General features: G+C 66.0%; 18 protein-coding genes. 12 read left to right on the top strand and 6 right to left on the bottom strand.

Annotated elements, in window-relative coordinates; all coding sequences use genetic code 11:
- Positions 1-63: 63 nt before the first annotated feature.
- Positions 64-771 carry a TetR/AcrR family transcriptional regulator gene (locus tag IG171_RS09480; RefSeq protein ID WP_212131395.1) on the top strand — a complete coding sequence of 236 codons (708 nt, stop codon included), beginning with the start codon at positions 64-66 and terminating at the stop codon, positions 769-771.
- Entirely contained in the window at positions 768-2,543 is a 1,776-nt protein-coding gene (locus tag IG171_RS09475) for an MDR family MFS transporter (protein ID WP_212131394.1), read from the top strand. The genes IG171_RS09480 and IG171_RS09475 overlap by 4 nt, the downstream gene beginning before the upstream one ends.
- A gap of 96 nt (positions 2,544-2,639) precedes the next feature.
- Here the strand turns inward: IG171_RS09475 and IG171_RS09470 are convergent, their stop codons facing one another.
- Both IG171_RS09470 and IG171_RS09465 read right to left on the bottom strand, forming a co-directional pair.
- Positions 2,640-2,951 carry a hypothetical protein gene (locus tag IG171_RS09470; protein ID WP_249204244.1) on the bottom strand — a complete coding sequence of 104 codons (312 nt, stop codon included), beginning with the start codon at positions 2,949-2,951 and terminating at the stop codon, positions 2,640-2,642.
- On the bottom strand, positions 2,948-4,528 hold the full coding sequence (locus IG171_RS09465) for an acyl-CoA carboxylase subunit beta (protein WP_212131393.1): 1,581 nt from the start codon (positions 4,526-4,528) through the stop codon (positions 2,948-2,950). The genes IG171_RS09470 and IG171_RS09465 overlap by 4 nt, the downstream gene beginning before the upstream one ends.
- 67 nt (positions 4,529-4,595) lie before the next feature.
- Here IG171_RS09465 and IG171_RS09460 point away from each other — a divergent pair, with 67 nt between their 5' ends.
- Together IG171_RS09460 and IG171_RS09455 are read left to right on the top strand one after the other, a co-directional pair.
- Positions 4,596-5,471: a biotin--[acetyl-CoA-carboxylase] ligase gene (locus IG171_RS09460; RefSeq protein WP_212131392.1), complete on the top strand. Its 876-nt coding sequence runs from the start codon at positions 4,596-4,598 to the stop codon at positions 5,469-5,471.
- 5 nt (positions 5,472-5,476) lie between these two features.
- On the top strand, positions 5,477-7,171 hold the full coding sequence (locus tag IG171_RS09455) for an adenylate/guanylate cyclase domain-containing protein (protein ID WP_249204243.1): 1,695 nt from the start codon (positions 5,477-5,479) through the stop codon (positions 7,169-7,171).
- Positions 7,172-7,239: 68 nt separating this feature from the next.
- On the opposite strand, the gene IG171_RS09450 is transcribed toward IG171_RS09455, so the two are convergent.
- From IG171_RS09450 to IG171_RS09440, 3 genes are all read right to left on the bottom strand, one after another.
- Positions 7,240-10,011, bottom strand: coding sequence for a DNA topoisomerase IV subunit A (locus IG171_RS09450; RefSeq protein ID WP_212131391.1), 2,772 nt, complete (start codon positions 10,009-10,011; stop codon positions 7,240-7,242).
- A gap of 145 nt (positions 10,012-10,156) precedes the next feature.
- On the bottom strand, positions 10,157-10,711 hold the full coding sequence (locus IG171_RS09445; RefSeq protein ID WP_212131390.1) for a TetR family transcriptional regulator: 555 nt from the start codon (positions 10,709-10,711) through the stop codon (positions 10,157-10,159).
- 328 nt (positions 10,712-11,039) lie between these two features.
- Positions 11,040-13,712, bottom strand: coding sequence for a bifunctional GNAT family N-acetyltransferase/acetate--CoA ligase family protein (locus tag IG171_RS09440; protein WP_212131389.1), 2,673 nt, complete (start codon positions 13,710-13,712; stop codon positions 11,040-11,042).
- Between the two features lie 79 nt (positions 13,713-13,791).
- On the opposite strand from IG171_RS09440, the gene IG171_RS09435 reads away from it, so the two are divergent.
- The 8 genes from IG171_RS09435 to manA all read left to right on the top strand — a co-directional run bounded on the left by IG171_RS09435 (position 13,792) and on the right by manA (position 25,087).
- The gene (locus tag IG171_RS09435) at positions 13,792-14,379 is read left to right on the top strand and encodes a DUF5998 family protein (protein WP_212131388.1); all 588 of its coding nucleotides are present in this window, start codon (positions 13,792-13,794) and stop codon (positions 14,377-14,379) included.
- Positions 14,376-15,554, top strand: coding sequence for a nucleotide pyrophosphatase/phosphodiesterase family protein (locus IG171_RS09430; RefSeq protein WP_212131387.1), 1,179 nt, complete (start codon positions 14,376-14,378; stop codon positions 15,552-15,554). Before IG171_RS09435 ends, IG171_RS09430 begins: the two co-directional genes overlap by 4 nt.
- Positions 15,555-15,624: 70 nt before the next feature.
- The gene (locus IG171_RS09425) at positions 15,625-16,818 is read left to right on the top strand and encodes a 5-(carboxyamino)imidazole ribonucleotide synthase (protein ID WP_349252153.1); all 1,194 of its coding nucleotides are present in this window, start codon (positions 15,625-15,627) and stop codon (positions 16,816-16,818) included.
- 46 nt (positions 16,819-16,864) lie between these two features.
- Positions 16,865-17,383 (top strand): 5-(carboxyamino)imidazole ribonucleotide mutase, encoded by a 519-nt coding sequence (gene purE / locus IG171_RS09420; RefSeq protein ID WP_212131385.1) that lies wholly within the window; start codon positions 16,865-16,867, stop codon positions 17,381-17,383.
- Between the two features lie 37 nt (positions 17,384-17,420).
- Positions 17,421-18,569 (top strand): acyl-CoA dehydrogenase family protein, encoded by a 1,149-nt coding sequence (locus IG171_RS09415; RefSeq protein WP_212131384.1) that lies wholly within the window; start codon positions 17,421-17,423, stop codon positions 18,567-18,569.
- Positions 18,570-18,881: 312 nt separating this feature from the next.
- The gene (locus IG171_RS09410; RefSeq protein WP_212131383.1) at positions 18,882-20,402 is read left to right on the top strand and encodes an LCP family protein; all 1,521 of its coding nucleotides are present in this window, start codon (positions 18,882-18,884) and stop codon (positions 20,400-20,402) included.
- 264 nt (positions 20,403-20,666) lie between these two features.
- Positions 20,667-23,480: an NlpC/P60 family protein gene (locus tag IG171_RS09405; protein WP_212131382.1), complete on the top strand. Its 2,814-nt coding sequence runs from the start codon at positions 20,667-20,669 to the stop codon at positions 23,478-23,480.
- Between the two features lie 287 nt (positions 23,481-23,767).
- Entirely contained in the window at positions 23,768-25,087 is a 1,320-nt protein-coding gene (manA, locus tag IG171_RS09400) for a mannose-6-phosphate isomerase, class I (RefSeq protein WP_212131381.1), read from the top strand.
- 240 nt (positions 25,088-25,327) lie between these two features.
- Here the strand turns inward: manA and IG171_RS09395 are convergent, their stop codons facing one another.
- Positions 25,328-25,990 (bottom strand): 3-oxoacid CoA-transferase subunit B, encoded by a 663-nt coding sequence (locus IG171_RS09395; RefSeq protein WP_212131380.1) that lies wholly within the window; start codon positions 25,988-25,990, stop codon positions 25,328-25,330.
- Between the last annotated feature and the right edge of the window lie 9 nt (positions 25,991-25,999).

Genomic DNA, 25,999 nt, shown 5'->3' with positions numbered 1-25,999 from the left:
GTGTGCCGCAGAACACTCGATTTGCACTTGAGGCAAAAATGCACGGAGTGCAACAATAGTCTCATGTCATTGAGTTCGAACAGTCAGCCCTCGGAACCGGCAGAAGGGCTGCGTGAGCGCAAGAAGCGCGAACGCGGTCAGGCCCTGCGCAGCGCCGCCATCGATCTGGCCCTGGAGAAGGGCTATCACAACGTCACGGTCGAAGACATCTGCGAACGCTGCGGAGTCTCCCGTCGGACCTTCTTCAACTACTACTCGTCGAAGGAAGAGGCCCTCCTCGGCCGCGCGGACACCGTGTTCGACGAGGAGGACCAGCCGGCGATCGAGGAATTCGAGGCCGGAGGGCCCCACGGCAGCCTCATCGCCGATCTCGAGCACCTCCTCGGCCTCATCGTCGCCACTCGGATGAGCAAGCGCGACGAGGTGCACCGCTACCACCTCATGCTCAAGCAGGACCCTTCGCTGCTGCAGCTGCAGATGTCGCGGATGGGCAACAACGAACGCCTCTTCCGCCAGATCATCCAACGCCGCCTCGACGGCAGGCCCCGCTCCGCCTCGGCGCCGGCACCCGCCCTCCATGAGGCGACGTTCGACAGCTCCGCCGAGGACGATGAGCCGGTCTCGCTGAGGGCCGAGGCCGTCGCCGCACTGGCGATGATGGCGCTGAAGGCGACGTTCACCCGGCTGCGCAGGTTCGAGGGCGATTCGGCCCCCGTCATCGAGGGGCTCTTCACGGAACTGCGCACGATCTTCAAGGAGGAATCGGCATGAGTGCAGCACCCGAGACTGCGGAGAAGGCACCGATCGTTCTCACCAAGAGAACGATCATTCTGATCTTCTGCGCCCTCATGGCCGCGATGTTCCTGGCCACACTCGATCAGACGATCGTGTCCACAGCGATGCCGACCATCGTCGGCGAGCTCGACGGCGTCGAGCACCAGGCCTGGCTGGTCACGATCTACCTGCTGGCGATGACCATCGTCATGCCCCTCTACGGCAAGTTCGGCGACATGTGGGGCAGGAAGATCATCTTCCTGGTCGCGATCGCGATCTTCGTCGTCGGCTCCTTCGGATCCGGTATGGCGCAGAACTTCTGGGAGCTCATCGCCTGGCGCGGGTTCCAGGGACTCGGCGGCGGCGGTCTGATGATCCTCTCGCAGGCCATCATCGCCGACATCATTCCCGCCAGTGAGCGCGGAAAGTACATGGGCCCCCTCGGCGGGCTGTTCGCCATCTCGAGCGTGCTCGGGCCGGTGCTCGGCGGTTTCTTCACCCAGCACATGGACTGGCGCTGGTGCTTCTGGATCAATGTGCCGATCGGCATCATCGCGTTCCTCATCGCCCTGTTCGCTCTGCGTCTGCCCAGTCACAGGTCCGATCAGAAGGTCGATGTCCTAGGCATCGTCTTCATGGTCGCAGCGACCTCGCAGCTCATCCTCGTCACCAGCTGGGGCGGGCACGACTACGACTGGAACTCGCCGACGATCATCTCGCTGATCATCGGGACCATCGTCGCCGCGGCGCTGTTCGTCTTCGTCGAGTCCAAGGTGTCGAATCCGATCATCCCGGTCGGGCTGTTCAAGAACCCGACCTTCGTGCTCTCCACGGTCATCGGCCTGCTGCTCGGGCTGGGCATGTTCTCCGCGATGGCGTTCCTGCCGACGTTCATGCAGATGGCCGCGGGCACGGACGTGACCGGCTCCGGACTGCTCATGCTGCCGATGATGGCCGGTGTCATGCTGACCTCGATCGTCTCGGGCATCATCGTGTCCAAGACCGGCAAGTACAAGATCTATCCCCTGCTGGGCACCCTCATCGCCGGGGCCGCACTGGCGTGGATGACGACGATGACGGCCGAGACCTCGATGGTCCTCATCGGCTTCATGATCTTCACCATGGGCTTCGGTCTGGGACTGGTCATGCAGATCATCGTCCTGGTCATCCAGAACTCCGTGGCCCCGCAGCTGGTCGGCACCGCGACCTCGACGAACAACTACTTCCGTGAGATCGGGGCCTCGGTGGGCACGGCGCTGTTCGGTTCGATCTTCACCTCCCGGCTGGCGGACAAGATCTCCGAGGCGATGCACGACCTGCCGGCGAATGCGGCCAATGCCGCTGCCGGCGCCCCATCGACGGACTCTCTGACCCCGGAGTCGGTGGCGAGCCTGCCCGATCCGGTCCACGACCTCGTCGTCAACGCCTATGCCGATGCTCTGGCGCCTTCGTTCTGGTACATGGTCCCGGTCTTCCTCGTCGCCTTCGTCCTGGCCTGGTTCCTCCCGCAGCTCACGCTCTCCGATGTGGCCGGAATGGTCGCTCGCGGTGAGGCCGTCTACGGAGAGGACATGGGCGGTGCCGCACGCGGGGTCGCCGACTCCGGGCAGGCCGACGCCGCAGGCGCAGCGGCCGAGGGGCACGCGCGGCTGGCCACGATAGCCGTCGAGGAGGAGACCGGTCCGGCACCGGGGTCCGAGACCGGCACGATTCGGGTGGTCACCGAACCCGGTGCGGATCCGGCCAAGGACCAGTACCGGCTGAAATAGTCGCCGACTCCCGTGCTCGAGGACCGCTTGAGCCGCAGACGTGCTGAGGGCGCCGACAGTCGATCTGTCGGCGCCCTCAGCGCGTCCAGCAGCGATTCAGCGCCTCAGCGTCTGGGTCCAGGTCGGGGGCAGACGCCTGCGCACATTGCGGCGAGGGGCGCTGAAGCCCGCACGGTCGTTCTTCTTCGTCTCGAGCTCGTCGTCGGCCGCGGCCTGATTGGCCGCGTAGGCGCGAGCCACCTGACGGATCGCGACCACGGCGGCCACGGCCGCGGCGCTGGCCATCTCGTCGCTGATCGGTTCACCGTCATCGGAGTGCACCTGTGACCGGCTCTCGACCGATGGCACCCGAAGCGTCTCGCCGGACTCAGGATCAACCTCGGTCTCGGTCTGCGCGTGCTCACTCATAGGGGGATATTACCGTGCTTGCGGGCGGGAGCATCAACGTGCTTGTTCTTCAGCGCCCGCAGCGCCCGGACGATCCTGTTGCGCGTCTCGCTGGGTTTGATGACGGCATCGATGTAGCCCTCTTCGGCGGCCAGGTACGGGTTGAGCAGAGCGTCCTCGTAGTCCTGGATGAGTTCGCTGCGCACGGCCTCGACGTCCTCACCGGCCTCCTCGGCGGCCTTGAGCCTGCGCCGGTAGACGATGTTCGCCGCACCTTGGGCACCCATGACCGCGATCTGGGCGGAGGGCCAGGCGAGGTTGATATCGGCCCCGAGCTGCTTCGAGCCCATCACACAGTAGGCCCCGCCGTAGGCCTTGCGGGTGATGAGTGTGACCAGGGGGACGGTGGCCTCACCATAGGCGTAGATGAGCTTGGCCCCGCGGCGGATGATGCCGCCGTACTCCTGATCGGTGCCGGGCAGGAACCCGGGCACGTCGACGAAGGTGAGGATCGGGATGTTGAAGGCATCGCAGAGGCGGACGAATCGGGCCGCCTTCTCGGAGGCGTCGATGTCGAGGGTGCCTGCCAGCTGCATCGGCTGGTTGGCGATGATGCCGACGCTGGCTCCCTCGACCCGGCCGAAGCCGGTGACGACGTTCGGGGCGAACAGCTCGGAGACCTGGAGGAACTCGCCGTCATCGAGCACGGCGGTGACCACGTCGAGGATGTCGTAGGGCTGCGAGGGCGAATCGGGCATGAGAGCATCGAGGGCCTCGTCCTCAGCGGTCGGGGTCAGATCGGACTCGAACTCATCGGCATCGGCCGGATCGAGATTGTTCTGCGGCAGGAACGAGAGCAGATCGCGCACATAGTTCAGTGCGTCCTCCTCGTCGCTGGCCAGGTAGTGGGCGTTGCCGGAGACGGTGTTGTTCGTTCGGCCGCCGCCGAGCTCCTCGTGGCCGACCGACTCACCGGTGACGGTCTTGATGACGTCCGGGCCGGTGATGTACATGTGGCTGATCTGGTCGACCATGATCGTGACATCGGTCAGGGCGGGGGAGTAGACGGCTCCGCCGGCCGAGGGGCCCATGATCAGCGAGATCTGTGGGATGACGCCGGAGGAGGCGACGTTGAGGCGGAAGATCTCGGCGAACAGGGCGATCGATCCCACGCCCTCCTGGATCCGCGCTCCGCCGGAATCGTTGATGCCGATGATCGGGCAGCCGAGCTTGAGCGCGAGCTTCTGGACCTTGACGATCTTGCGCCCGTTCGCCTCGGCGAGCGATCCGCCCAGCACCGTGAAGTCGTGGCCGAAGACCGCGACGGTCTTGCCGTCGATCGTGCCCAGACCGCAGACGACACCATCGCCGTCGGGACGGTTGTTCTCCATCCCGAACTGGTGGTTGTGGTGGCGGGCGAATTCGTCGATCTCCTGGAAGGAATCGGCATCGAGGAGAGCGGTGATGCGCTCACGGGCGGTCTGCTTGCCGCGCTTGTGCTGATTGTCCACCGAGCGCTGGTTGCCGGTGTGGGCAGCGTCCCGACGCTGGGTGAAGTGCTCGATGCGCTCGGCTGTGGTCCGTGGGGTATCCGTCATACCTCCACAATAACGACGCGAACGCCGATCATTGTGCACTCCCACCAAAAGAATCTAAAGTGGACTGGTGAACAGCCAACACAATCCTCTTCTCGTCGACGCCGACTCCGTCCTCCGCGCTGCCGCGGACCGCGGACTTTCACTTCCGGGGCTGATCTGGGACGATACCTGCTCTTCCACGAATGACGAGCTGGCGCGTCTGGTGCGTGACGGTGGCGCCGGCGCTGAGCAGCCGGCCGAATTCACCATCCGCGGCACCGACTTCCAGAACTCCGGGCACGGTCGCCTTGGCCGGACCTGGACGGTCCCGGCCAGGCGGTCGCTGACCTGGTCGATTCTGCTCACGCCCCCGGCCGGATTCTCGCAGTGGGGGTGGATTCCGCTCATCGCCGGTGAGGCCGTTCGCGCCGCCGTCGCCGAGGCGGGAGTGCCCGCCGTGATCAAATGGCCCAATGATGTGCTCACCGAGGACGGGAAGAAGCTGTGCGGGATCCTGGCCCGGATCGAATCGGGTGCCGGCGGCGTTCGCGTCGTGTTGGGGATGGGGCTGAATACACGCCTGGAGCCTGCTGATCTGCCGCGGGCCGATGCGAGCTCTCTGGCCATCGAGACCGGCCTCGACGGTTCAGAAATTGATCATGAAGCGTTGTTAGTCTCAATCCTGAGCACATTGATCCCTTGCTACAGAGAGCTGACCGACTATGGCGACGAGGATTTCCGGGACAGTCCCACGGCGCAGAGAGTGCGTGAGCACATGGTGACGCTCGGGACGAAGGTCAGGGTGGTCAGGCCCGACTGTTCGGAACTCATCGGCATCCCCACGGGTCTCGACCACGGTGCGGACCTGATCATCGACGACCGCGTCTCGGTCAGTGCCGGCGATGTGCATCATCTGCGCCCGGTCTCGGTGTCGACCGATCCCGACCGGGGTGAGAGTCGATGACGCCGGTGTCCGATTTCACCGCCGGGTTCGATATCGTCGACCCCGAGCGTCTCGGTTCCGCCGAAGTCGGTGAGCACGATCGCGATACCCCGACACGGTCCGATGGCAACTCGGATTCCCGGGACGCTGGGACTGCGCAGAGGCCTCCGCAGCAGGACACGTCGCAACAGGACACTTCGCAGAACACGGAGCCGCGGAACGTCGCCGGAGACCGTTCGCGCAGCGATTCGACGAACAGCGCCGAGGCCGACGGCCGCCCCGCGAGTGCTGAGCCGGACGATGCTGAAGCAGAGGCCCCCGCAGCAGACTCCTCCGCCGATGCGGACCCGGTGTCGGGACCGAATTCTCTGCCCGTGATCACCGAGGACCGGCTGCAGGCGCATGCCGCGGCTGCCTCCTCGACCCCGGGCGCAGCGCCCACGGACTCGGTGCCCGGCATCGAACACGGCGACGACGACCTGGTGCGCGAACTCGACGGCGCGCCCCCGCGGACCGGCGACGGGGATGCCGCGGCCGCACCGGTCGACGGGACCGACTTCTTCGGCGGGCTGTACGAGGACCCCCGCACCGGGGCGATGCAGTCCGTGGCGGACAGTGATGAGGACGAGACCACAGGCGATGACGGCCCGGACTTCGACGACACGATCTACGAGACCCGCACGGCCGCCGAGCGCCTCGAGGAGATCCTGCTCGACGGCAAACGTGTCCTCGATCGTCGTGAGGCCGCGAAGCTCGGCGGGATCTCGACCGTGTCGGCGCGCAAGATGTGGCGTGCGCTGGGCATGTCGCAGACGAATGAGAACGACAAGGCCTACACCGTCAGCGACGCCCACGCCCTGAGGATGTGGGCGAAGCCCGTGGCCGACGGCCTGATCGATCAGGACACGGCGCTGTCGCTGGCCCGTGCCATCGGCCAGACCACCGACCGGCTCGTCGTCTGGCAGATGGAGACACTCGTCGAATTCCTCACCGAGGAGAAGGGCCTGTCCGATCCCGAGGCCCGTCGGGACGCCCTCCAGGTCGTCGAGGACATGATCGACCCCCTGCAGAAGATGCTCACGTATTCGTGGCGGCGCAACCTCGCCGAGGTGATGGGCCGCCTCAACGTCAACGTCTCCGATGGTCTGGCCATGGACAACCGGCAGGGCTGGTACGACTCCTCGATGCCGCTGGCCCGGGCGGTCGGCTTCATCGACCTCGTGTCCTTCACCCGGCTGTCGCAGCAGATGGAGCCCAGGCAGCTGGCGAACATGGTCCAGGAGTTCCAGGGCATGGCCTACAACATCGTCGCCACCGGCGGCGGCCGGGTCATCAAGACCGTCGGCGACGAAGTGTTCTTCGCCGCCTCCACCCCTCTGGCCGGGGCCGAGATCGCCATGACTCTCATGGAGCGCGTCACCGCCGCCGAGGGTCTGCCGCAGGCGCGCGTCGGATTCGTCTGGGGCCGAGTCCTCTCACGCTTGGGCGACATCTTCGGTTCGAGCGTCAACCTCGCAGCGCGGCTGACCGCGGTCGCCGATCCGGGAACCATCTTCACCGACGAGGAGACAGCACGCGTGCTCTCGGCTTCGGACGACTACGTCTTCGAACCCCGCGAGTCGATCTCGCTGCACGGACTCGGTGAGACCGCGGTCGGCGAGATGAAGCGCGGCACCGCCGCCCGGATGCGCCTCGACCTCGACGACGAAGGCGAGTCCTGAGGCACATCCGCTCCCCACGCGGGAACGACCCCGGGCGGCAATGAGCCGATGCGGGGACGCCGTCTCCGTCAGAACAGGGCCGAGCCGTCGTTCCCATCGTCGTCATCGTCGTCATGGGAGACGATGACGGCGTCCTCGGTGTCGAACTTCGCCCGGGCGATCTCGTCCTTCGCATCGTCGAGGTCGAGCTCGAGTTCATCGACACTCGTCGCCAGTCCCTGCTGGCCGCGCTTCTTCGCTCCCGCTGACTTCTTTCCAGCGGACTTCGCCTTCCCACCGCGCGCGGCTGGGCCCGCCTCGGCGCTCGCCCCTCCGGCCTCGGCCGCCGGATCCTCTGCCTCGCCCGCCCCGTCAGCGGAGGATGCGTCGATGGATTCGGCTCCGCCGAGGCGGGGCAGAGTGCCGATGACGTCGATCTTCGATTCCAGCGGGGAACCGCTGCCATCGCGTCGGCTCATTTCCGTCGGCAGCGACCTGGCCCCGCCGCCGGAGGCGGCCGCCTGCGGGGAGTCGCCGACCCACGCCAGCGACAGCTCGGTCTCGCCCTTGAGGAACTTGTGCGCACGCACCCCCGAGGTGGCCCTGCCCTTGGTCGGGAACTCGGAGAACTCACTGACCTTGATCGACGACGACGGTGCGCCGTAGAAGTTCTCCCCGGTGGCGATGGTGACCACGGCGAAGCTGCCGAGTTCGGCATCGGCGTCGCCCTCCTCATCGGTCTTCGCCGCCTTCGGTGTCATGCCGAAGAAGATCACCTGCGCCTCGGCCGCGACCTTGATGCCTGCCACCCCCGAGGCGTTCCATCCCTGCGCCCGCAGTCCTGCGGCGTCGAAGGCCAGCAGCTGGGCGTTCGAGGTCACGAACACGGCCAGGGAGTCGTCGATGTCCTGCGGCTGTGCGAGGCCGACGACGGAGTCCTTGCCCTTGAGGGTGATGACATCCCATTCGCTCTTGTTCGGCCGCCCCGACACGGACACCCGTTTGACCACGCCCTGGGCCGTGCCGACGACGAACTCCTGGTCGAGGTCGATGAGACCGAGGATCTTCTCGTTCTTCTCCAGCGCCGCGTATTCGGCGATCTTGACTCCGCCGGCGACGTTCGGTCGGGTCGCGGCCGGGGGCAGGGCGGGCAGGTCGACGACGTCGACCATGTGCACTCGCCCGGCGGTGGTCACGGCTCCCACCTTGCCCTGGGTCGTGGTGACGATCTCCGAGCGCAGAGCATCATGGCTCGAGCGCCGGCCGTCGCGTGCCAGCGGAGCGGCATCCGAGGTTCGGGCGATGCGCCCAGACGTCGACAGCAGCACCCGGCAGGGGGAGTCGGCGATCCTGAGGTTCGTCGGCGCCTTCTTGCCCTTGGCGCTCAGCTCCTTCATCGATCCTTCGATGAGCACGGTGCGCCTCGGCGAGCCGATGATCTCTGCGGTCGTCTCGAGTTCGGTGGCGACGAGTTCGCGCAGCTTCGCCTCATCGGCGAGCAGCGATTCCAGGTAGTCGATCCTCTTCCTCAGCTCGTCGCGTTCGGCTTCGAGCTCGAGGCGGGAGAACTTCGTGAGTCGACGCAGCTGCAGGTCGAGGATGTAGGTGGCCTGCAGCTCGGAGAGGTCGAAGACCTCCATCAGACGCGTCCTGGCGCTGGCGGCATCCTCGGAGGAGCGGATGAGCTGGATGACCTCGTCGATGTCGAGGATCGCGATGAGCAGACCCTCGACGAGGTGGAGCCGGTCCTTGGCCTTGCGCAGCTGGAACACCGTGCGACGGCGGACGACGTCGATGCGGTGGGTGAGGTAGACCATGAGCAGGTCGCGCAGGCCCAGCGTCGAGGGCTGTCCGTCGACGAGGCAGACGTTGTTGATGCCGAAGGACTCCTCCAAGGGGGTCTGGCGGTAGAGCTCGGCCAGCACCGCCTCGGGGTTGAATCCGTTCTTGATTCCGATGACCAGGCGCATTCCGTTCTTGCGGTCGGAATAGTCATCGATCGAGGCGATGCCGGTCAGTTTTTTCGCCGCCACGGCGTCCTTGACCTTCGACACGACCTTCTCCGGGCCGACGAGGTAGGGCAGCTCGGTGACGACGATGCCCTTGCGGCGGGCGCTGATGTTCTCGAACGACACGGTCGCCCTGGTGCGGAAGGTTCCGCGTCCGGTCTCATAGGCCTCGCGCACACCGTCGAGGCCGATGATCCGACCGCCCGTGGGCAGATCGGGCCCGGGAATGAAGCGCATGAGTTCGGCCAGACCGGCGTCCGGGTTGCGGATGAGATGCGCGCAGGCGGCGATGACCTCACCGGGATTGTGCGGGGCCATGTTCGTGGCCATGCCCACGGCGATGCCCGATGCGCCGTTGATGAGCAGATTCGGGAAGGCGCTCGGCAGCACCTCGGGCTGGGTCAGCGTGTTGTCATAATTGCCGACGAAGTCGACGACGTCTTCGTCGAGTCCGGCGATCATCTGCATCGACGCGGTCGTCAGTCGGGCCTCGGTGTAGCGCGGGGCCGCGGGACCGTCGTCGAGGGAACCGAAATTGCCGTGGCCGTCGACCAGGGGCACCCGCATGATGAAGTCCTGGCTCAGACGCACCAGCGCGTCGTAGATCGCCGAGTCGCCGTGCGGGTGGAGTTTGCCCATGACGTCGCCGACGATGCGGGAGGACTTCACATGGCCGCGCTCCGGGCGCAGTCCCATATCGCCCATCTGGTAGACGATGCGTCGCTGCACCGGTTTGAGGCCGTCACGGGCATCGGGAAGTGCGCGTGAGTGGATGACCGAATACGCATACTCGAGGTACGAGCTCTCCATCTCTGAGGAGACGTCGACATCGATGACTCTGCCTTCGGGCATGGAACTCCTTTGACGCACGAACTGTTCGATTCCCTGGCTCGCCCGCACCACGCGCATGCCAGTGCGGGAGGGCACCCGTCGATTCTAGCGTTCGATTCGGAGTCTCCGCCTCAATCGGGCGTCATCGGCTGAGTCGTGTCGGGACTCAGGCTGATGCGCGGACGTTGTCCAGCCACGAGAAGAACTCCCTGAGGTAGGTCTCGACGTTGGCCCGATCGGCGGTGCCGGAGACGAGCTCGCTGAACATCATGCCGGCGACAGAACTGTTGATGTGGCGGGCGCAGTCGGCATCGACCCCCGCTAAGCGCATGATGAAGTCGTGGATCGCTCGGACGTTCTTCTCCTTGGCGATGACGGCCTCGGGCGGCAGAGCCGGGTCGAGGCTGAGCATCATCATCGTGTAGAACCGGTTGCGGTCCGTGGTCAGCCAGTTCATGCAGAAGTCGATGGCGACCTCGAGGGAATCGGCGCCCGGGGCGCGCACGAGTTCGGGTATGCGTTCGAGCTGCTGGGAGTTCAGTTCGCCGATGCGCTCCATGATGCCGGTGATCAGGGCGTCACGGGTGCGGTAGACATTCGACGTCGAACCCACCGGCAGTTCGGCCAGTGCATCGACTGCCCGGTGGGTGAGCCCGCGGACTCCTTGTTCGGCGACTACTGCGATCGCGGAATCGGTGACGACGTCTCTGCGCGAAATCATGACTGTGAGGCCTCGCTCTCATGGGACACCCGCGGGTCGCAGGTGCCGTGGACAATGGGTGGCCGGTGTCGGCCACAGACAACGGCCGTGTGAACGACCACTCAGTAAAACACGAATTCATAACTTTTCGTGCCGAACGGATACAGACACTACCCGTCAAGTCTGCGAATTGGTATAGGACTCGCCAATCTGACAGTCGGTTCCCAATATTCGGGGCTCGTCCTCGGCAGGCACTGATTTGCCGTTCAGCTTCTCACATCCTGACGACGGTGTGGAAACGCGAGACAGACGGGCCGCGAACGCGGAATCGACACCAGGGGCAACAGCCTCAGCTGAGGAGCCGGCGTGTGCCGTCGATGCGGGTGGGGTCCGGCAGCAGATCCACATGCGCGCTGAGCACATGGCCGTCCGTCTCCGTGGCGACCATGGGATGGATGACCAGCTCGAGGATCTGCGGATGGTTCTCCACGAGCACGGACAGGCGTTCGAGGACGTTGCGCAGGGGTTCGATGTTCATCGGCGGCAGGCCCCGATAGCCGAACAGGCGCGGGGAGGCCTTGATCGAACGGATCATGTCCCCGGCCTCCTTGTCGGTGATCGGGGCGACCCGATGCGCGACGTCGCCGAGCAGCTCGGTGGTGTCGCCGGCCAGCGAGAACGCCAGCAGCGGGCCGAGCAGCGGGTCCTCACCGGCGCGCAGGACGCAGGGAACCCCGTGCGGGGCCATCGCCTGGACGTCGACGAGCGGCTCCTCTTCGCCGACGAGCTGCCGGATGGTGTCCTGGATCGCGGCGAAGTCCTCGGCGAGCTCATCGGGGGAGTCGATGTTCAGACGGACGCCGCCGAGCTCCATCCGGTGACGCAGCAGCTTCGACACGGCCTTGAGCGCCACGGGGTAGCCGATCCTCTCGGCGGCGGCGAGTCCTTCCTCGACCGAGGACGCCGCAAGGTAGGGAAGGACCTCGATGCCGTAGGCGTTGAGCAGCGCCCGTGTGTCATCGCGCTCGAGTCGGACCGGGGTGCCCGGCTCGGCTCCGGCCAGGGCCGATTCGATGATCGACCGGACTTTCCTGTCATCGAGGTCGTCGAGTTCGATGTAGCGGCCGTGATCGGCCGCGCGCCAGCGCGAATAGTCCGTGGCCCGGGCCAGGGCCCAGACCGCGTCCTCCGGTCCGACATAGCTGGGAACCGTGCGGGAGACGCGGTTGCCCTCCTCGTCGGCGAGGTAGCTGGTCAGTTCGTCGTGGACACCTTGGATGCCCAGGAAGCAGGCGACCGTGGTCTTGCCCGAGCGGGCGGCGGCCTCGGACAGCAGGGCCGCGATCTCCGACTCCTCGGCCCCGGCCGAGGGGGTGAAGGTGACGATGACCGAATCGACGTCCTGCCGCTCATACATCGCATCGAGTTCGTCGCGGAAGGTCTGCGCGTCGACCTCCGGGTGCAGCGAGACCGGGTCCGTGTCCACGCGCAGGCCCTCGGACCGGGCCCGCTGCATGATCAGCGTGCCCATCGCCGCGGAGTTGCCGATGACGCCGACCCGGCGGCCGTCGGGCAGCTTCTGGGTTGCGAACACCTGGGCGAGGTCGAAGAGCTGATGAATGGTGTCGGCTCTGATCACTCCCGCCTGCTCGAGCACCTGGTCGAGGGTGTTCGGTGCCAGCGAGGAGGTGCGCACGATGTGTCCGGGCGGCAGCTCCCGACCGGTGAGATCGGATTTGATGACGATGACGGGTTTGACCCGGGAGACGCGGCGGGCGATGCGGGAGAACTTGCGCGGATTGCCGATGGACTCGAGATAGAGTCCGACGGTCTGCGTGGCCGGGTCCTCCTCCCAGTACTGGAGCATGTCGTTGCCCGACAGATCCGCCCGGTTGCCCGCGGACACGAATGTCGAGATGCCCAGGCCGCGGTTCTTCGCCGCCGCCAGCAGAGCCGTCCCCAGCGCCCCCGACTGGCTGAACAGGCCGAGCGTGCCCGAGGCCGGCAGGAACGGGGCCAGTGAGGCGTTGAGCGAGATGTCGCCGGCCTCATTGACCAGACCGAACGAGTTCGGGCCGACCACGCGCATGCCGTAGGCGCGGGCGGTTGCGACCATCTCTGTCTGCAGCTCGGCGCCGGTGGGACCGGTCTCGGCGAAGCCGGAGGAGATGACGAGGACCGCCTTGACGCCGTGGGCAGCGCAGTCCTGGACGACCTCGGTGACGGACTCGGCGGGCACGGCAATGACGGCGAGATCGGCCTTGCCCGGCAGTGCGTCGAGGCTCGGGTAGGCCTGGACCCCGGCGATCTGATCGGCTTCGGGGTGGACGACCCAGAGCTTGCCGGTGAAATTCGCTGCGGTGATGTTGCGGATGAGCAGATGACCGGTGGAGTTGCGCTTGCGGCTGGCGCCGATGACCGCCACCGAGGTGGGGTGGAGGACCGTGCGCACGCTCAGGGCCTCGGCCCTGTGCTCACGGGAGGCCTGCACCTCGATCGACCGGGCGGTCGGGTCGATGTCGAAATTCACGGCCACGACCCCGTCGTCGAAACCGCGGGAGACCTCGTAGCCGGCGGCCTGGAAGACCTGGAGCATCGAACGGTTCTGGGGCAGCACCTCGGCGGTGAACCTCTGGATGCCGCCTTCTCTGGCCGCGGCGGCCAGGTGCTCGAGCAGGATCGAGCCGACGCCGCGTCCCTGGTGGGCATCGGCGATGTTGAAGGCCACCTCGGCCTCGGTGTCGGAGATCTTGTCGAAGCGCCCGACGCCGATGATGTCATCGCCGATGAGCATGATCAGGGCGACTCGGTCATGGTGGTCGACGTTGACGAACCGGTCGAGGTCCCGCTTCGGCAGGCGGGGCAGCGGAGCGAAGAAGCGCAGGTAGACGGACTCCGGCGACTGGGCCTCGTGCATGCGCGACAGGGCATCGGCGTCGGCAGGAGTGATCGGACGCAGATGGGCGGTGCCCCCGTCGCGGAGGACGACGTCGGCTTCCCACCCGGCAGGATAGTTTTCCATGGTCCCAGCATATGCGCACGGCCCCGTCTGTGGCGGCCCTCGCTGTGAAGTGTCGGGGGAGTGGGGCACAATGGAGGGCATGGCATTACCCGAGGTTCTCGTTCACGATCTGCAGTCGGCCGGCTACTATCCCCAACTGACCCAAGGCATACTCGCTGACTCCCTGTTCGATGAACCGGTACTGGCCCACTTCGTCCACATCGACACCCACGTCGACATCGAATCCATCCACCGGCACGTGACCGCGTTCGTCCTCACCGAGACCCGGCTGCTGCTGGTGCACGTCGACGACGATCCGAACACCGAACCCGGAGCGAAGCCGCGGGCGGTGACCAGCAGCGAGGACATTGAACTCGACAGGCTCGGCACGGTCATGGTCGGCCGCACCTTCGCCGATCCCGCCTCGTACCGGCCCGGGGACAAACCCGTCGAGGTCTCGCTCACCCTGTCCTGGGGCGCGTCGAACCGAATCGAGGCCTTCCCCGAGACCTGTGGGGACCCCAACTGCATGGGCGACCACGGATACGGAGGGTCGATCTTCGCCGAGGACGTCATGCTCCGGGTCTCGGCCGAGGCGGAGGGCCAGGCCGCGGTCGACCGCATCGCCGATTTCGCCGGCAAGCTGCGTGCCGCGGTCTTCCACGCCCGGCTGCGGTCGCGTCAATGAGCGAGGCTGCCTCCCGGCCCGAGGACGGCGCGCCCCTGCTGGGGCCGCCGGACTACTCCGGGCCGATCCTGTCCGACATCGTTCCCGCCGCGGCGCTGAGCCTCGGTGCCGGCGGCATCTTCGACGCCGAGGCGCACGAGCGCGCACGCAGGCTCGGTCTCGACCGTGAGTCGCGAACCGCCATCGTCATCCTCATCGACGGGCTGGGGGAGCGGCAGCTGCGCCGGTACAGCGGCTACACTCCCTTCTTCCGGTCCCTGGCGCAGACCCGCAGGACCCTGTCGGCCGGCTTCCCCTCGACCACGGCCAACTCCCTGTCCTCGCTGGCCACGGGGCGTCTGCCCGGGGCGCACGGGGTCGTCGGCTACCGGGTGCTCGACCCGGACAGGGACGCGGTGTTCAACCAGCTGACGTGGAATCTCGACGTCGACCCGGTCGCCTGGGTGCCCGATGCCACGCTGTTCGAACGGCTCACGGACGCCGATGTCGACGTGGTCAGCCTGGGGGAGAAGAAGTTCTCCGGTCGCGGGCTCAACCGCGCCTCGCTGCGCGGAGGCCGCTTCCGGGCCTCGAAGACATTGGAGGAGCGCTGTGGCCAGGCCCTGGCCGAGGCTCGGGCCCCGGGCCGGCGCCTCATCTACCTCTACTGGGGCAATCTGGACAAGACCGGTCATGTGCACGGATCGGACTCGGCGGCCTGGACCGAGGAGCTCGAACGTGTCGACCTCGCGCTGTCCAGACTGGCCGCCGATCTGCCCGATGATGCCACGATGATCGCCACTGCAGATCACGGAATGGTCGACATCGATCACGATCGACGTCTCGACCTCGTCGATGCCCCTGCGCTCAAAACCGGGCTCAGGCATGTCGGGGGAGAGCCGCGGGCCCTCCACCTCTACGTCGAACCCGGCGCCGAGGCCGAGGTCGGCTCCGCCTGGCGCGAGACGATCGGCGACCGCGGGCTCATTCTGCCGAAATCCGAGGCGATCGGGCGCGGATACTTCGGACCCGTGGCTCCGCACGTCCACAGTCGGATCGGCGACTTCCTCGTCATCTGCGCCGATGGGTTCGCCGTCGTCGATTCCGAGGTCGAATCCGCCTCGGCGCTGGCGCTGATCGGTCACCACGGCTCGACGACGGACCGCGAGCTGGAGATTCCGCTGCTCGTCGTCTGAGGCCGGAAGCGTCGGACCGATCGGCGAACCCTGCGCCGGCGCCGCCGAGGTCGGCGTTAGGATGGCAGACGTGACTTTTCCTCGTATCGGTGTCATTGGCGGCGGCCAACTGGCACGCATGCTCGCTCCCGCCGCAGAAGCCCTCGGCATCCGGTTCTCCGTTCTCGCAGAGACCGCCGATGCCCCCGCCGCTCAGGTCATCAATGAGGTGAGTGTCGGCGACTACACGGACTACCCGACGCTCAAGGCCTTCGCCGAAACCGTCGACGTCATCACCTTCGACCACGAACACGTCCCGCCGGAGCACCTCCGGGCCCTGGTCGAGGCCGGCCACGTCGTGCGTCCGGGCCCCCAGGCTCTCATCTTCGCTCAGGACAAGATCCGGATGCGGACGAAGATGGACGAACTCGGCCTGCCGAATCCCGCCTGGGCGGAGATCACCTCGGCCGCCGACGTCGAGGCCTTCGCCGCCCGAGTCGGCTATCCCTTCATCCTCAAGACCCCTCGCGGCGGTTACGACGGCAAGGGGGTCCGCGTCATCGACAGCCTCGACGAGGCCGTCAACTGGCTCCGCGAGGTCCCGCAGCTGCTCGCCGAGGAGAAGGTCGATTTCACCCGTGAGCTCGCGGTCATGGTCGGACGCTCCCCGATGGGGCAGACGGCCGTCTGGCCGGTGGTCGAGACCTGGCAGCAGAACGGAGTCTGCAAAGAGGCGATCGCGCCGGCCCCCGGACTCGAGACGACGAAGGCCAAGGAGATCACGGAGGCGATCCTCAAGGTCGCCGGCACCCTCGACGTCACCGGTGTCATGGCTATGGAGATGTTCGAGACTGCCGACGGCTTCCTCATCAACGAGTTCGCCATGCGTCCCCACAACACCGGGCATTGGACACAGGACGGGTCGGTGACGAGCCAATTCGAGCAGCACCTGCGCGCCGTCCTCGACCTGCCCCTGGGCAGCCCTGCGGCCAGGGAGGACGTGTCCGTGATGGTCAACGTCCTCGGTGCCGAGCACGAGGACCTCTACCAGCCCTATCTGCATGTCATGGCCCACGATCCCGCGGTCAAGGTCCACCTCTACGGCAAGAGCGTGCGCCCGGGCCGCAAGGTCGGACACGTCAACGCCTACGGCCAGGACCCGCAGCTCGTGCTGGCCCGGGCCCGCCACGCCGCGGACTTCATCGCCGGAGTCGACGTCGATCCGCACCCCGAGATGCCCACCCCCGGCGACCTGCTGGCCGGGCGAGACACCAACACCGAATGAGCCGGCATCGAACGGGCCGGCGTCGACTGAGACGAAGGAAGCACAGATGAGCGCAGCACACCAGACCCCGGCGGCCCCGGTCGGCATCGTCATGGGATCGGACTCGGACTGGCCGACGATGAAGGCTGCGGCCGACGCCCTCGACGAGCTCGGAGTCGATTCGAGTGCCGAGGTCGTCTCCGCCCACCGCATGCCCGAGGACATGATCGCTTGGGCGAAGTCGGCGGCCGATCGCGGCGTCCGGGTCATCATCGCCGGGGCCGGCGGAGCGGCCCACCTGCCGGGAATGATCGCTTCGATGACGTCTCTGCCGGTCATCGGCGTTCCCGTGCCCCTGAAACATCTCGAGGGGATGGATTCCCTGCTGTCGATCGTCCAGATGCCGTCCGGGGTGCCCGTGGCCACCGTGTCCATCGGCGGGGCGAAGAATGCGGGTCTGCTGGCTGCGCGCATCCTCGGCGCCGGCGAGGGCGTCGACGCGGCGGATCTGCGAGGTCGGTTGGACGTCTACCGGGACGAGCTGCGGCAGGTCGCTCTCGACAAAGGCCGCGCATTGCAGGAATAATGGCCTTGCCGAACGATTGTTAAGTCTTAGGAGAAGGATGTTCGACCTCTACCAGCCCAGCGAAGAGCACGAAGAGATCCGCGCGGCCGTGCGCAATGTCGTGGAGAAGAAGATCGCGCCGTACGCGGCTGAGGTCGACGCGGACTCGCGCTATCCGCAGGAAGCCCACGACGCGCTCGTGGAGACGGACTTCTTCGCGGCCCACATCCCCGAGGAATACGGCGGAATGGGCGCGGACGCCCTGGCCGTGTCGATCATCATCGAGGAAGTCGCCCGCGGCTGCGCCTCCTCCTCGCTCATCCCGGCGGTCAACAAGCTCGGCAGCATGCCCGTGCAGCTGGGCGGCAGCGACGAGATCAAGCAGAAGTACTTTCCGTCGGTCGCGGCGGGGGAAGCCGGCTTCTCCTACGGCCTGTCCGAACGCGAGGCCGGCTCGGACACGGCCTCGATGAAGACCCGGGCGGTGCGCGACGGCGACGACTGGATCCTCAACGGAGTGAAGACCTGGATCACGAACGCCGGCGAATCCGAGTACTACACGGTCATGGCCGTCACCGACCCCGACGGTGCGCGGGGACGGAACATCTCGGCCTTCGTCGTCGAGAAGTCCGATGAGGGCTTCACCTTCGGAGAGAAGGAGCGCAAGCTCGGCATCAAGGGCTCGCCGACTCGCGAACTGCTCTTCGACAACGTCCGCCTGCCGGGAGACCGGATCGTCGGGGAGCCCGGCGAGGGTCTCAAGATCGCCCTGCGCACCCTCGACCACACGCGTGTGACGATCGCGGCGCAGGCCGTGGGCATCGCCCAGGGCGCTCTCGACTACGCCCTGGACTACGTCAAGGAGCGTCAGCAGTTCGGCAAGGCCGTCGCTGAGAACCAGGGCATCCAGTTCATGCTCGCCGATATGGGGATGAAGCTCGAGGCCGCGCGCCAGCTGACCTACACCGCCGCCGCGAAGAGTCAGCGCTTCGACGACGATCTGACCTACTTCGGCGCCGCGGCGAAGGCCTATGCCTCGGATGCGGCCATGGAGATCACCACGGACGCCGTGCAGCTGCTCGGCGGGGCCGGATACGTCGTCGACCATCCCGTCGAACGGATGATGCGCGATGCGAAGATCACTCAGATCTATGAGGGCACGAACCAGATCCAGCGCATGGTGATGGGGCGTCAGCTGCTCCGCTGAGACGTCAGCTGCTGGCCTGAGACAGCGCCCTCGTCGGCACCGCGGACCGTGCGGATCGGACGGTCCGCGGTGCCGTTTCTGTCTTCTGTGAAGAATCGCATAGACACAGAATCCGACATGCACGGCGCGGATGTGCCGGCATCGGGAGTCCGCAGGCGACACAATGGATGAGCACAGTGGACTCTGAATTTCATTTGGCACAGTGGTCTGCGGTGCGCGTCCGGTCGCCTCGACCGAGCGCAGCGGCCGCCGGCACGGGCCGGCGTGCCGGTGGCGGACCCCGATGACCACGGACGAGACGAAGGGAAGGCAGTGGCTGAAACGAGATACGTGGATCCGATCCGCTACCCTTCGTATGCCTCACAGCCGACGCGGGATGTGCGGGCATGGCTGCTTCTCCTCGTTACCGTCATCGTCCCCGGCGGCGTCCAGCTGCTGTTCAGGCGTCGTCGCTGGGCGAAGATCTCCCTGTCGATCACCGCGATCAGTTGGCTCCTGGTCATCGTCGCCGGGGTGATCGTCCTCATCGACCGCACGTTCCTGTTCACGATCGGCACGAATCCCTTCATTCTCACGTTCCTCACCGTGTGGCTGCCGATCATCGCCGTCAACTGGGTCGTCTGCCTCTTCGACTCGCTGCGCCGGATCCGCCTTGTCACACTGTCCGGGCGCGCCCGCAAGCGCTTCGTCGCGGCCTTCTGTGCTCTCCTGCTCATCGTGGTGGGGCCGCTGGCCTGGGGGACGACGATGCTCAACTCACAGCGCGACCTGATGAGCGACCTCTTCGCCTCGGGCAAGGCGCTCAAACCCGTCGACGGCCGGTACAACATCCTGCTGCTCGGCTCCGATGCCGGAAAGGGGCGCACCGGCATCCGCCCGGATTCGCTGTCTCTGGTCTCGATCGACACGAAGACGGGCAAGCCGGTCATCATCGGTCTGCCTCGCAATATGGAGAACGTGCCCTTCCCCGAGGACTCGCCGCTGCACAAGCACTATCCGCAGGGCTTCAACTGCGGTGACGAGTGCCTGCTCAATGCGGTGTTCCAGCAGGGAGAGCGGCACAAGGACGAGTTCGATGATCCGGAGCTGGCGGGGGAGCAGGCGACGATGGACGCGGTGTCCGCGGTCACCGGGCTCGAGGTCCAGTACTATGCGATGATCAACCTCAAGGGCTTCGAGGACCTCATCGACTCCCTCGGCGGCATCACCCTGGTCTCGGGCAAGCGCGTGCCGATCTCCTCGAAGGTCGATCCGACGACGGGCGAGCACGGTCCGGTCAAGGGGTGGATCGAGCCGGGCAAGCAGAAGCTCGACGGCCATCATGCCCTGTGGTTCGCTCGCTCTCGCGAATTCTCCAGTGACTACGAGCGGATGATCCGGCAGCGCTGCGTGCAGACGGCGATGGTCAAACAGCTCGATCCCGCCACGGTGCTCACCCGCTATCAGGCGATCGCGGAGGCCACGCCGGGCGCTGTGTCGACCGACATCCCGTCCTCGCAGGTGGACTCCTTCGTGGATCTCGCGCTCAAGGTCAAATCGCAGAAGATCGAGTCGCTGGACCTCACTCCACCCGAGATCACACCGTCGCATCCGGACTTCGATGTGGCACGAGAGCTCGTAGCCGATAAGATCGAGGAGGCGTCCGAGTCCTCCGAGCAGGACAAAGGCGCTGTCTCGGCCCCCGGAGGCGACCTGTCAGCCGCCGCCGGAGTCGATGCGGGACTCGATCCGACCCCCGGTTCAGGGCCGCAGCTGCTGGCACAGGGTGCCGGCGACACTTCGGCTGACAACGGCGAAGAAGCCGACGAGAAGGCGATCTGTTACGTGCCCTGAGACATCGGGCATGTGGTCGGTCGGGGGCGGCAATGACCGAAACCGGCCGATTCATGACGATTCCGGGAAAAACTTTTGCTCGGTGTGTCCCTTGCCATTACTGGGAACCACATCGTTGTAACTAGAATATTCCGCTCTGTGGCTAGTCTGACACGCCGAAAATGTGTAACAATTTTGAGATGTTGGGGTTGCCCACCGTACTGCCAACGGTGCAGGAGACCTCGAGGCCTGAACTTCCCTGTCTTCCTCGAAAAGGCTGTAACGATGAAATATCTATTGCCCACTGTTGCGGGCTGCGCGTCTGTGGCGCTGGTCGGCACCTTAGCGGTCACGGCACCGACGGCTTTCGCGGCCACGTCGTCGCCGGAGGTGTCCAAGGAATCGCTGAAAGTCAGCGAGGACGGACTCAAGGCGCCCGGTGCCCGCGAATCCAGTGAATCCACCGCCACTGCCGCCAACCAGAGCGCGACAACCAATCTGCCGAACATCTTCAAGTCCGAGACTGCGCTGGCCAAGGCGAAAGCGCCCGATATCGTCAATGCCGCTGCCTCCGCTTCGGCGACGACCGGCACGGCAGAGAACGTCTCGGCCGGGCTGTCGTCCGGACCCGACGAGGCCGAGTCCTCGGAGGAGTCGACGCCGTCCAAGTCGGAGCAGACGCCCGATGAGGACGAGAAGAGCGGAGACCAGAAGTCCGAGGACGCCGAGAAGTCCGAGGATGCTGAGGGCGAAGGTGAGAAGGACTCCTCGGAGAAGTCGGAGTCCAAGGACGATGAGGACATCTCCGGCTCGGTCCAACAGAAGACCGAGGACGGTGTCAATATCGCGCTGATCTCGGACGTCCTCGACGTGCCGTCGAACAATCCGAGCCTCATCGGCTTCACCTTCTCCGAAGCGAAGTCCAATATCCGCATTCAGGTCCGCGTCAAGCACGGTTCCGAATGGGGAAGCTGGGACACCCTCGACCAGGAGCAGCAGGAAGAGGCCCAGAACAAGGGATCCGAGCCGATGACGGTGTCGAACGCTTCGGGCGTGCAGATGCGCATCCTCGGCGATTCCGCGCCGAGCGATGCCGAGCTCGTGCTCGTCGACCCGAAGCGTGACGCCGGTGATGCTCAGGCGGTGGCCGAGAATGCGCCCGTCGATCTCGACCAGCAGGGTTCGGAATCCGCCGAAGGCGCTGATGACGCGTCGACGGATGAGGCCACCGACGCCGAGGCGACCACCGCCGAGAACGTTGCGGCCACCAACGGTGCGACGGTGACCAATCAGAACTACGTGCCGGGATCGTCGACGGTCTCGACCGTGGCGAAGAAGGTCTCGAAGCCGAAGATCGGTTCGCGCAGCTCCTGGGGCGCGAAGGCCTACAAGGGCAGCCCTGACTACGCCAGCGGGATCAAGCAGGCCGTCGTGCACCACACCTCCGGTTCGAACAGCTACTCGGCCGAAGACGTTCCGGGCATCATCCGCGGTATCCAGGCGTACCACCAGCAGGGACGCGGCTGGAACGATATCGGCTACAACGTCGTCGCGGACAAGTACGGTCGTCTCTGGCAGGCGCGCGGCGGTGACATCTCGAAGGCCGTCATCGGCGCTCACGTGTCCGGACACAACACCGGCACCTTCGGCATCTCCGTGCTGGGCACCTACAACAGTTCGGCCCCGCCGAAGAAGACCCGCGATGCTGTGGCCTCGGCGATCGCCTGGAAGTTCTCGATCAACGGAATCTCGAAGGCGACGAAGTCGAATCTCGTCGGACACCGTGACCTGGGTCAGACCGACTGCCCCGGCGACGCCTTCTACGCGAAGCTGGGCGAGATGCGCTCGACGGTCAACTCCGTTCTCAAGACCGGGGAACAGCCCGGCGACAAGAAGGATGACGACAAGTCGAAGGACGACGACAAGAAGGACGACTCCAAGAAGGACGACGACAAGTCCAAGGACGACGACAAGAAGTCCGACGATAAGAAGGACGACGACAAGAAGTCCGAGAAGTCGAAGACCGAGATCGAGAAGTACGCCGCGAAGCACAAGCTCGGCAAGGCCGTCGGCAAGGAGCACTCTGTCAAGGGACACAAGGGCGCCAAGTCGCAGAAGTTCGAGAAAGGCGTCGTCTACTGGTCCAAGAAGACCGGTGCGTACCATCTGACCGGCGCGATCGCCTCAGCGTACAAGGGTGACGCGATCGCCGACTTGGGGCTGCCCACCTCTCAGGAGAAGGGCGGCCTCGAGGACGGGGGAGTTGCGCAGCGCTTCGAAAACGGATCATTCTACTGGTCCAAGGACACCGGTGCGCATTACACCTCCGGCACGATCATGAATTACTGGGGTGACAAGGGGACCGTCAAGGGTCACCTCGGTTACCCCAAGTCCGACGTGAGCTACAAGGACGGCCGCGGTGAGCAGCTGTTCGAAGGCGCACGTCTGGTCTGGGCCGAGGGGTACGGCACCACCGAGTTCTCTCCGAAGGGATCGATCGCCGGGGGCGTGACCGATGGCAACGCCCCGGGCGATTCGACCCCGCCGGGGGACACACCCACCGATGACGACTCGCCTGCAGACTCCGGGGAAGGTACTGCAGACGACGAGGATTCGAAGGACGACTCGAAGTCAGACGACAAGTCCAAGGACGATTCCAAGAAGGACGACGACAAGTCCAAAGACGATTCCAAGAAGGACGACGACAAGAAGAAGGACGAGCCGACGAAGGCCGAGAAGATCGCGGCCCAGCGCGCGTCCATCATCAAGGAGGCGAAGGCCCACCTCGGCGTCAAATACGTATGGGGCGGCACCTCGCCGAAGTCCGGCTGGGACTGCTCGGGTTACACCCAGTACGTCTATGGCAAGCACGGCATCGATCTGCCGCGCACGACCAGTCAGCAGCGCTACGCCGGTAAGGAGATCTCCATCAAGGACGCCAAAGCAGGCGACCTGATCTGGATCCCCGGTCACATCGGAATCATCTCCGAGACCAAGGGCCAGATGTACGATGCGGGATCGCCCCGGACGAACACCACGAAGCGCAGCTACAGCTGGATGCTCGACCGTGGAGCCAAGGTCATCCGCGTGGTCGGCTGACCGACGACGCCGACGGGAGGCGTTCGAGTGCCTCACCGACAGTGCCCTGCGGGGGTCCGATTCCGGATCACCCGCAGGGCACTTTCCGGTTCTCCTCCTTTCTCCGAACCGGCACCCCTCAAGGGAATGAACATCGTCCCAGGTGATAGGCGGTGAATAGTGTGTGACATCGTCTGAACAGTCAGTGAAGTGGCCGCCCATCGCTGGTCGCGGGGGCTATCGTGGACAGTGCACACCCGGAGCCCGAAGCGCGGTTCCGGCACTATCCGTCCAAGGGGGCCAGAGCAGTGCATCGTCTGCACAACACGGTCAAGAACTTCGAATGGGGCAGCACCGACGCGATTCCCGCGCTTCTGGGCACCGTCCCGGACGGAACCCCCTGCGCCGAGCTCTGGCTGGGGGCCCATCCGATGAGCCCTTCACGGCTCGACGTCGATCGGGAGACGACGGGCGAACGGTTCCGCAGCGACCGCCTCGGCGGCCCGTCCTCGGCCGGGGCAGTGGTGGCGACCGAGGCCGCACCGGCATCGGGCCCCAATCTGATCGAATACCTCTCGGGCGATCCGACGGGACTGCTCGGCCAGGAGTCCGTCGACTCGTTCGGAGCCAGGCTGCCGTTCCTGCTCAAAGTGCTCTCGGCTCGGAAGGCCCTGTCGATCCAGGTGCACCCGAACAGAGAACAGGCCCGGGCGGGGTTCGCTGCGGAAGAGGCGGCCGGAATCACGCTCGACGCCCCGGACCGCAACTACAAGGACGCCTCGGCCAAGCCCGAACTCATCTATGCGCTCACCGACTTCCACGCGCTCACGGGGTTCCGTCCCCGCAAGGCGGTGCGGGCGACGTTCGAGCGAATGCTCTCCCAGCCGTTGACCCCGCCCTCGCTGGACTTCCTCGGCTCGGTCATCGGGGCACTGAGATCCATCGGGGAGGCGAAGGCGTTCTCGCGTGCCGTTGAACTCGTGCTCGGCGACCCGCGGGCGACCGGCCTCGTCGACGAAGTGGCCGTCCACGGCCTCGCCGAGCTGCCCGATCGCCACGTGAGCCGGCTCGGCAGCGCCGTCGACCCGGCACAGACCTTCTGCGAGCTCGTCAGCGACTATCCCCACGACCCCGGTGTTCTGGTCGGACTCATGCTCAATCGCGTGCACCTGCAGCCGGGGGAGGCGCTGGCGATGGACGCCGGTGTGCTCCACGCCTACCTCTTCGGCACCGGCATCGAGATCATGGCCTCGAGCGACAACGTCCTGCGTGGAGGACTGACGTCGAAGCACGTCGATATCGAGCAGCTGTCGAAGATCGCGGACTTCCGTGCGGGAATGCCGAGAATGGTCGAACCCGATCGTGCCGGTGTGCTGTTCGGCGCCACCGAGGACTTCGCGCTGCAGTCCCTGCGGTGCCCGCGGAACACGCAGCTCGAGCGCCGAGGCGCGGCCATCGCCCTGTGCACCTCGGGAACGGTCACTCTGACTTCGCTCGGAACCTCGATCACCCTCGAGCGCGGTCAGAGCGCTTTCATCGCGGCCAACGAGCCGATGGTGAGCGCCGACGGCCACGGTGATCTGTTCGTGGCGACCACCGGCCTGGAACCCGCCCCGTCCCTGGGCTGAGAGAAGGATTCCCGCGCGGCGGTGAGTCAGAGGCTTCGGCGCGGCGGGGCCAGGAGTCCTGCGCGGCGGTGAGAGGCCCGGCTGGTCGGAGCGCCCGCAGCTCTCTCTGTTCACGTCACCTGCCGATGGCACCTGCTCACACTGAGAAGTGGTCGCGTTCGGATACAGAAACTGAGTTCTGGTATCCGAACGCGACCACTTCTCGGTTGGCCGGGAGGCGACAGGGGGCGTCGGCAGCTGTCAGGCGGCGACCTCGATGGTGGGCACGCTGTCGGGGACGGTGACCTCGGCGCCGGTCTTGTCCCTGACCTCATCGACGGTGACTCCGGGGGCCAGCTCGACGAGGGTGAAGGAGTCGCCGCTGACGTCGAGCACGGCGATATCTGTGACGATGCGCGAGACCACGCCCTTGCCGGTCAGCGGCAGGTCGCAGGAGGTCAGCAGCTTGTGTGAGCCGTCCTTGGCCACATGGTCCATGATGACGATGACGCGCTGAGCCCCGTGGACGAGGTCCATGGCACCGCCCATGCCCTTGACCATCTTGCCCGGGATCATCCAGTTCGCGATGTCGCCGTTGACCGCGACCTGCATGGCACCGAGGATCGCTGCGTTGATCTTTCCACCGCGGATCATGCCGAAGCTCGTCGCCGAATCGAAATAGGCGGCGCCGGGGTTCATCGTCACGATCTCCTTGCCGGCGTTGATGAGGTCGGGATCGATCTCGTCCTCGGTGGGGTAGGGACCGACGCCAAGGAGTCCGTTCTCGGACTGCAGGACGAGGTGGACATCGTCGGGCAGGAAGTTCGGAACCAGGGTGGGCATGCCGATGCCGAGGTTGACGTAGCTGCCGTCTTCGAGTTCCTGGGCGGCACGGGCCGCCATCTGATTGCGTGTCAATGACATGGTGTGTCT

This window comes from Brevibacterium sp. SMBL_HHYL_HB1 (assembly GCF_018208375.1).
Classification (GTDB): Bacteria; Actinomycetota; Actinomycetes; order Actinomycetales; family Brevibacteriaceae; genus Brevibacterium; species Brevibacterium intestinavium.
This window is presented reverse-complemented; position numbering and strand designations above follow the sequence as displayed.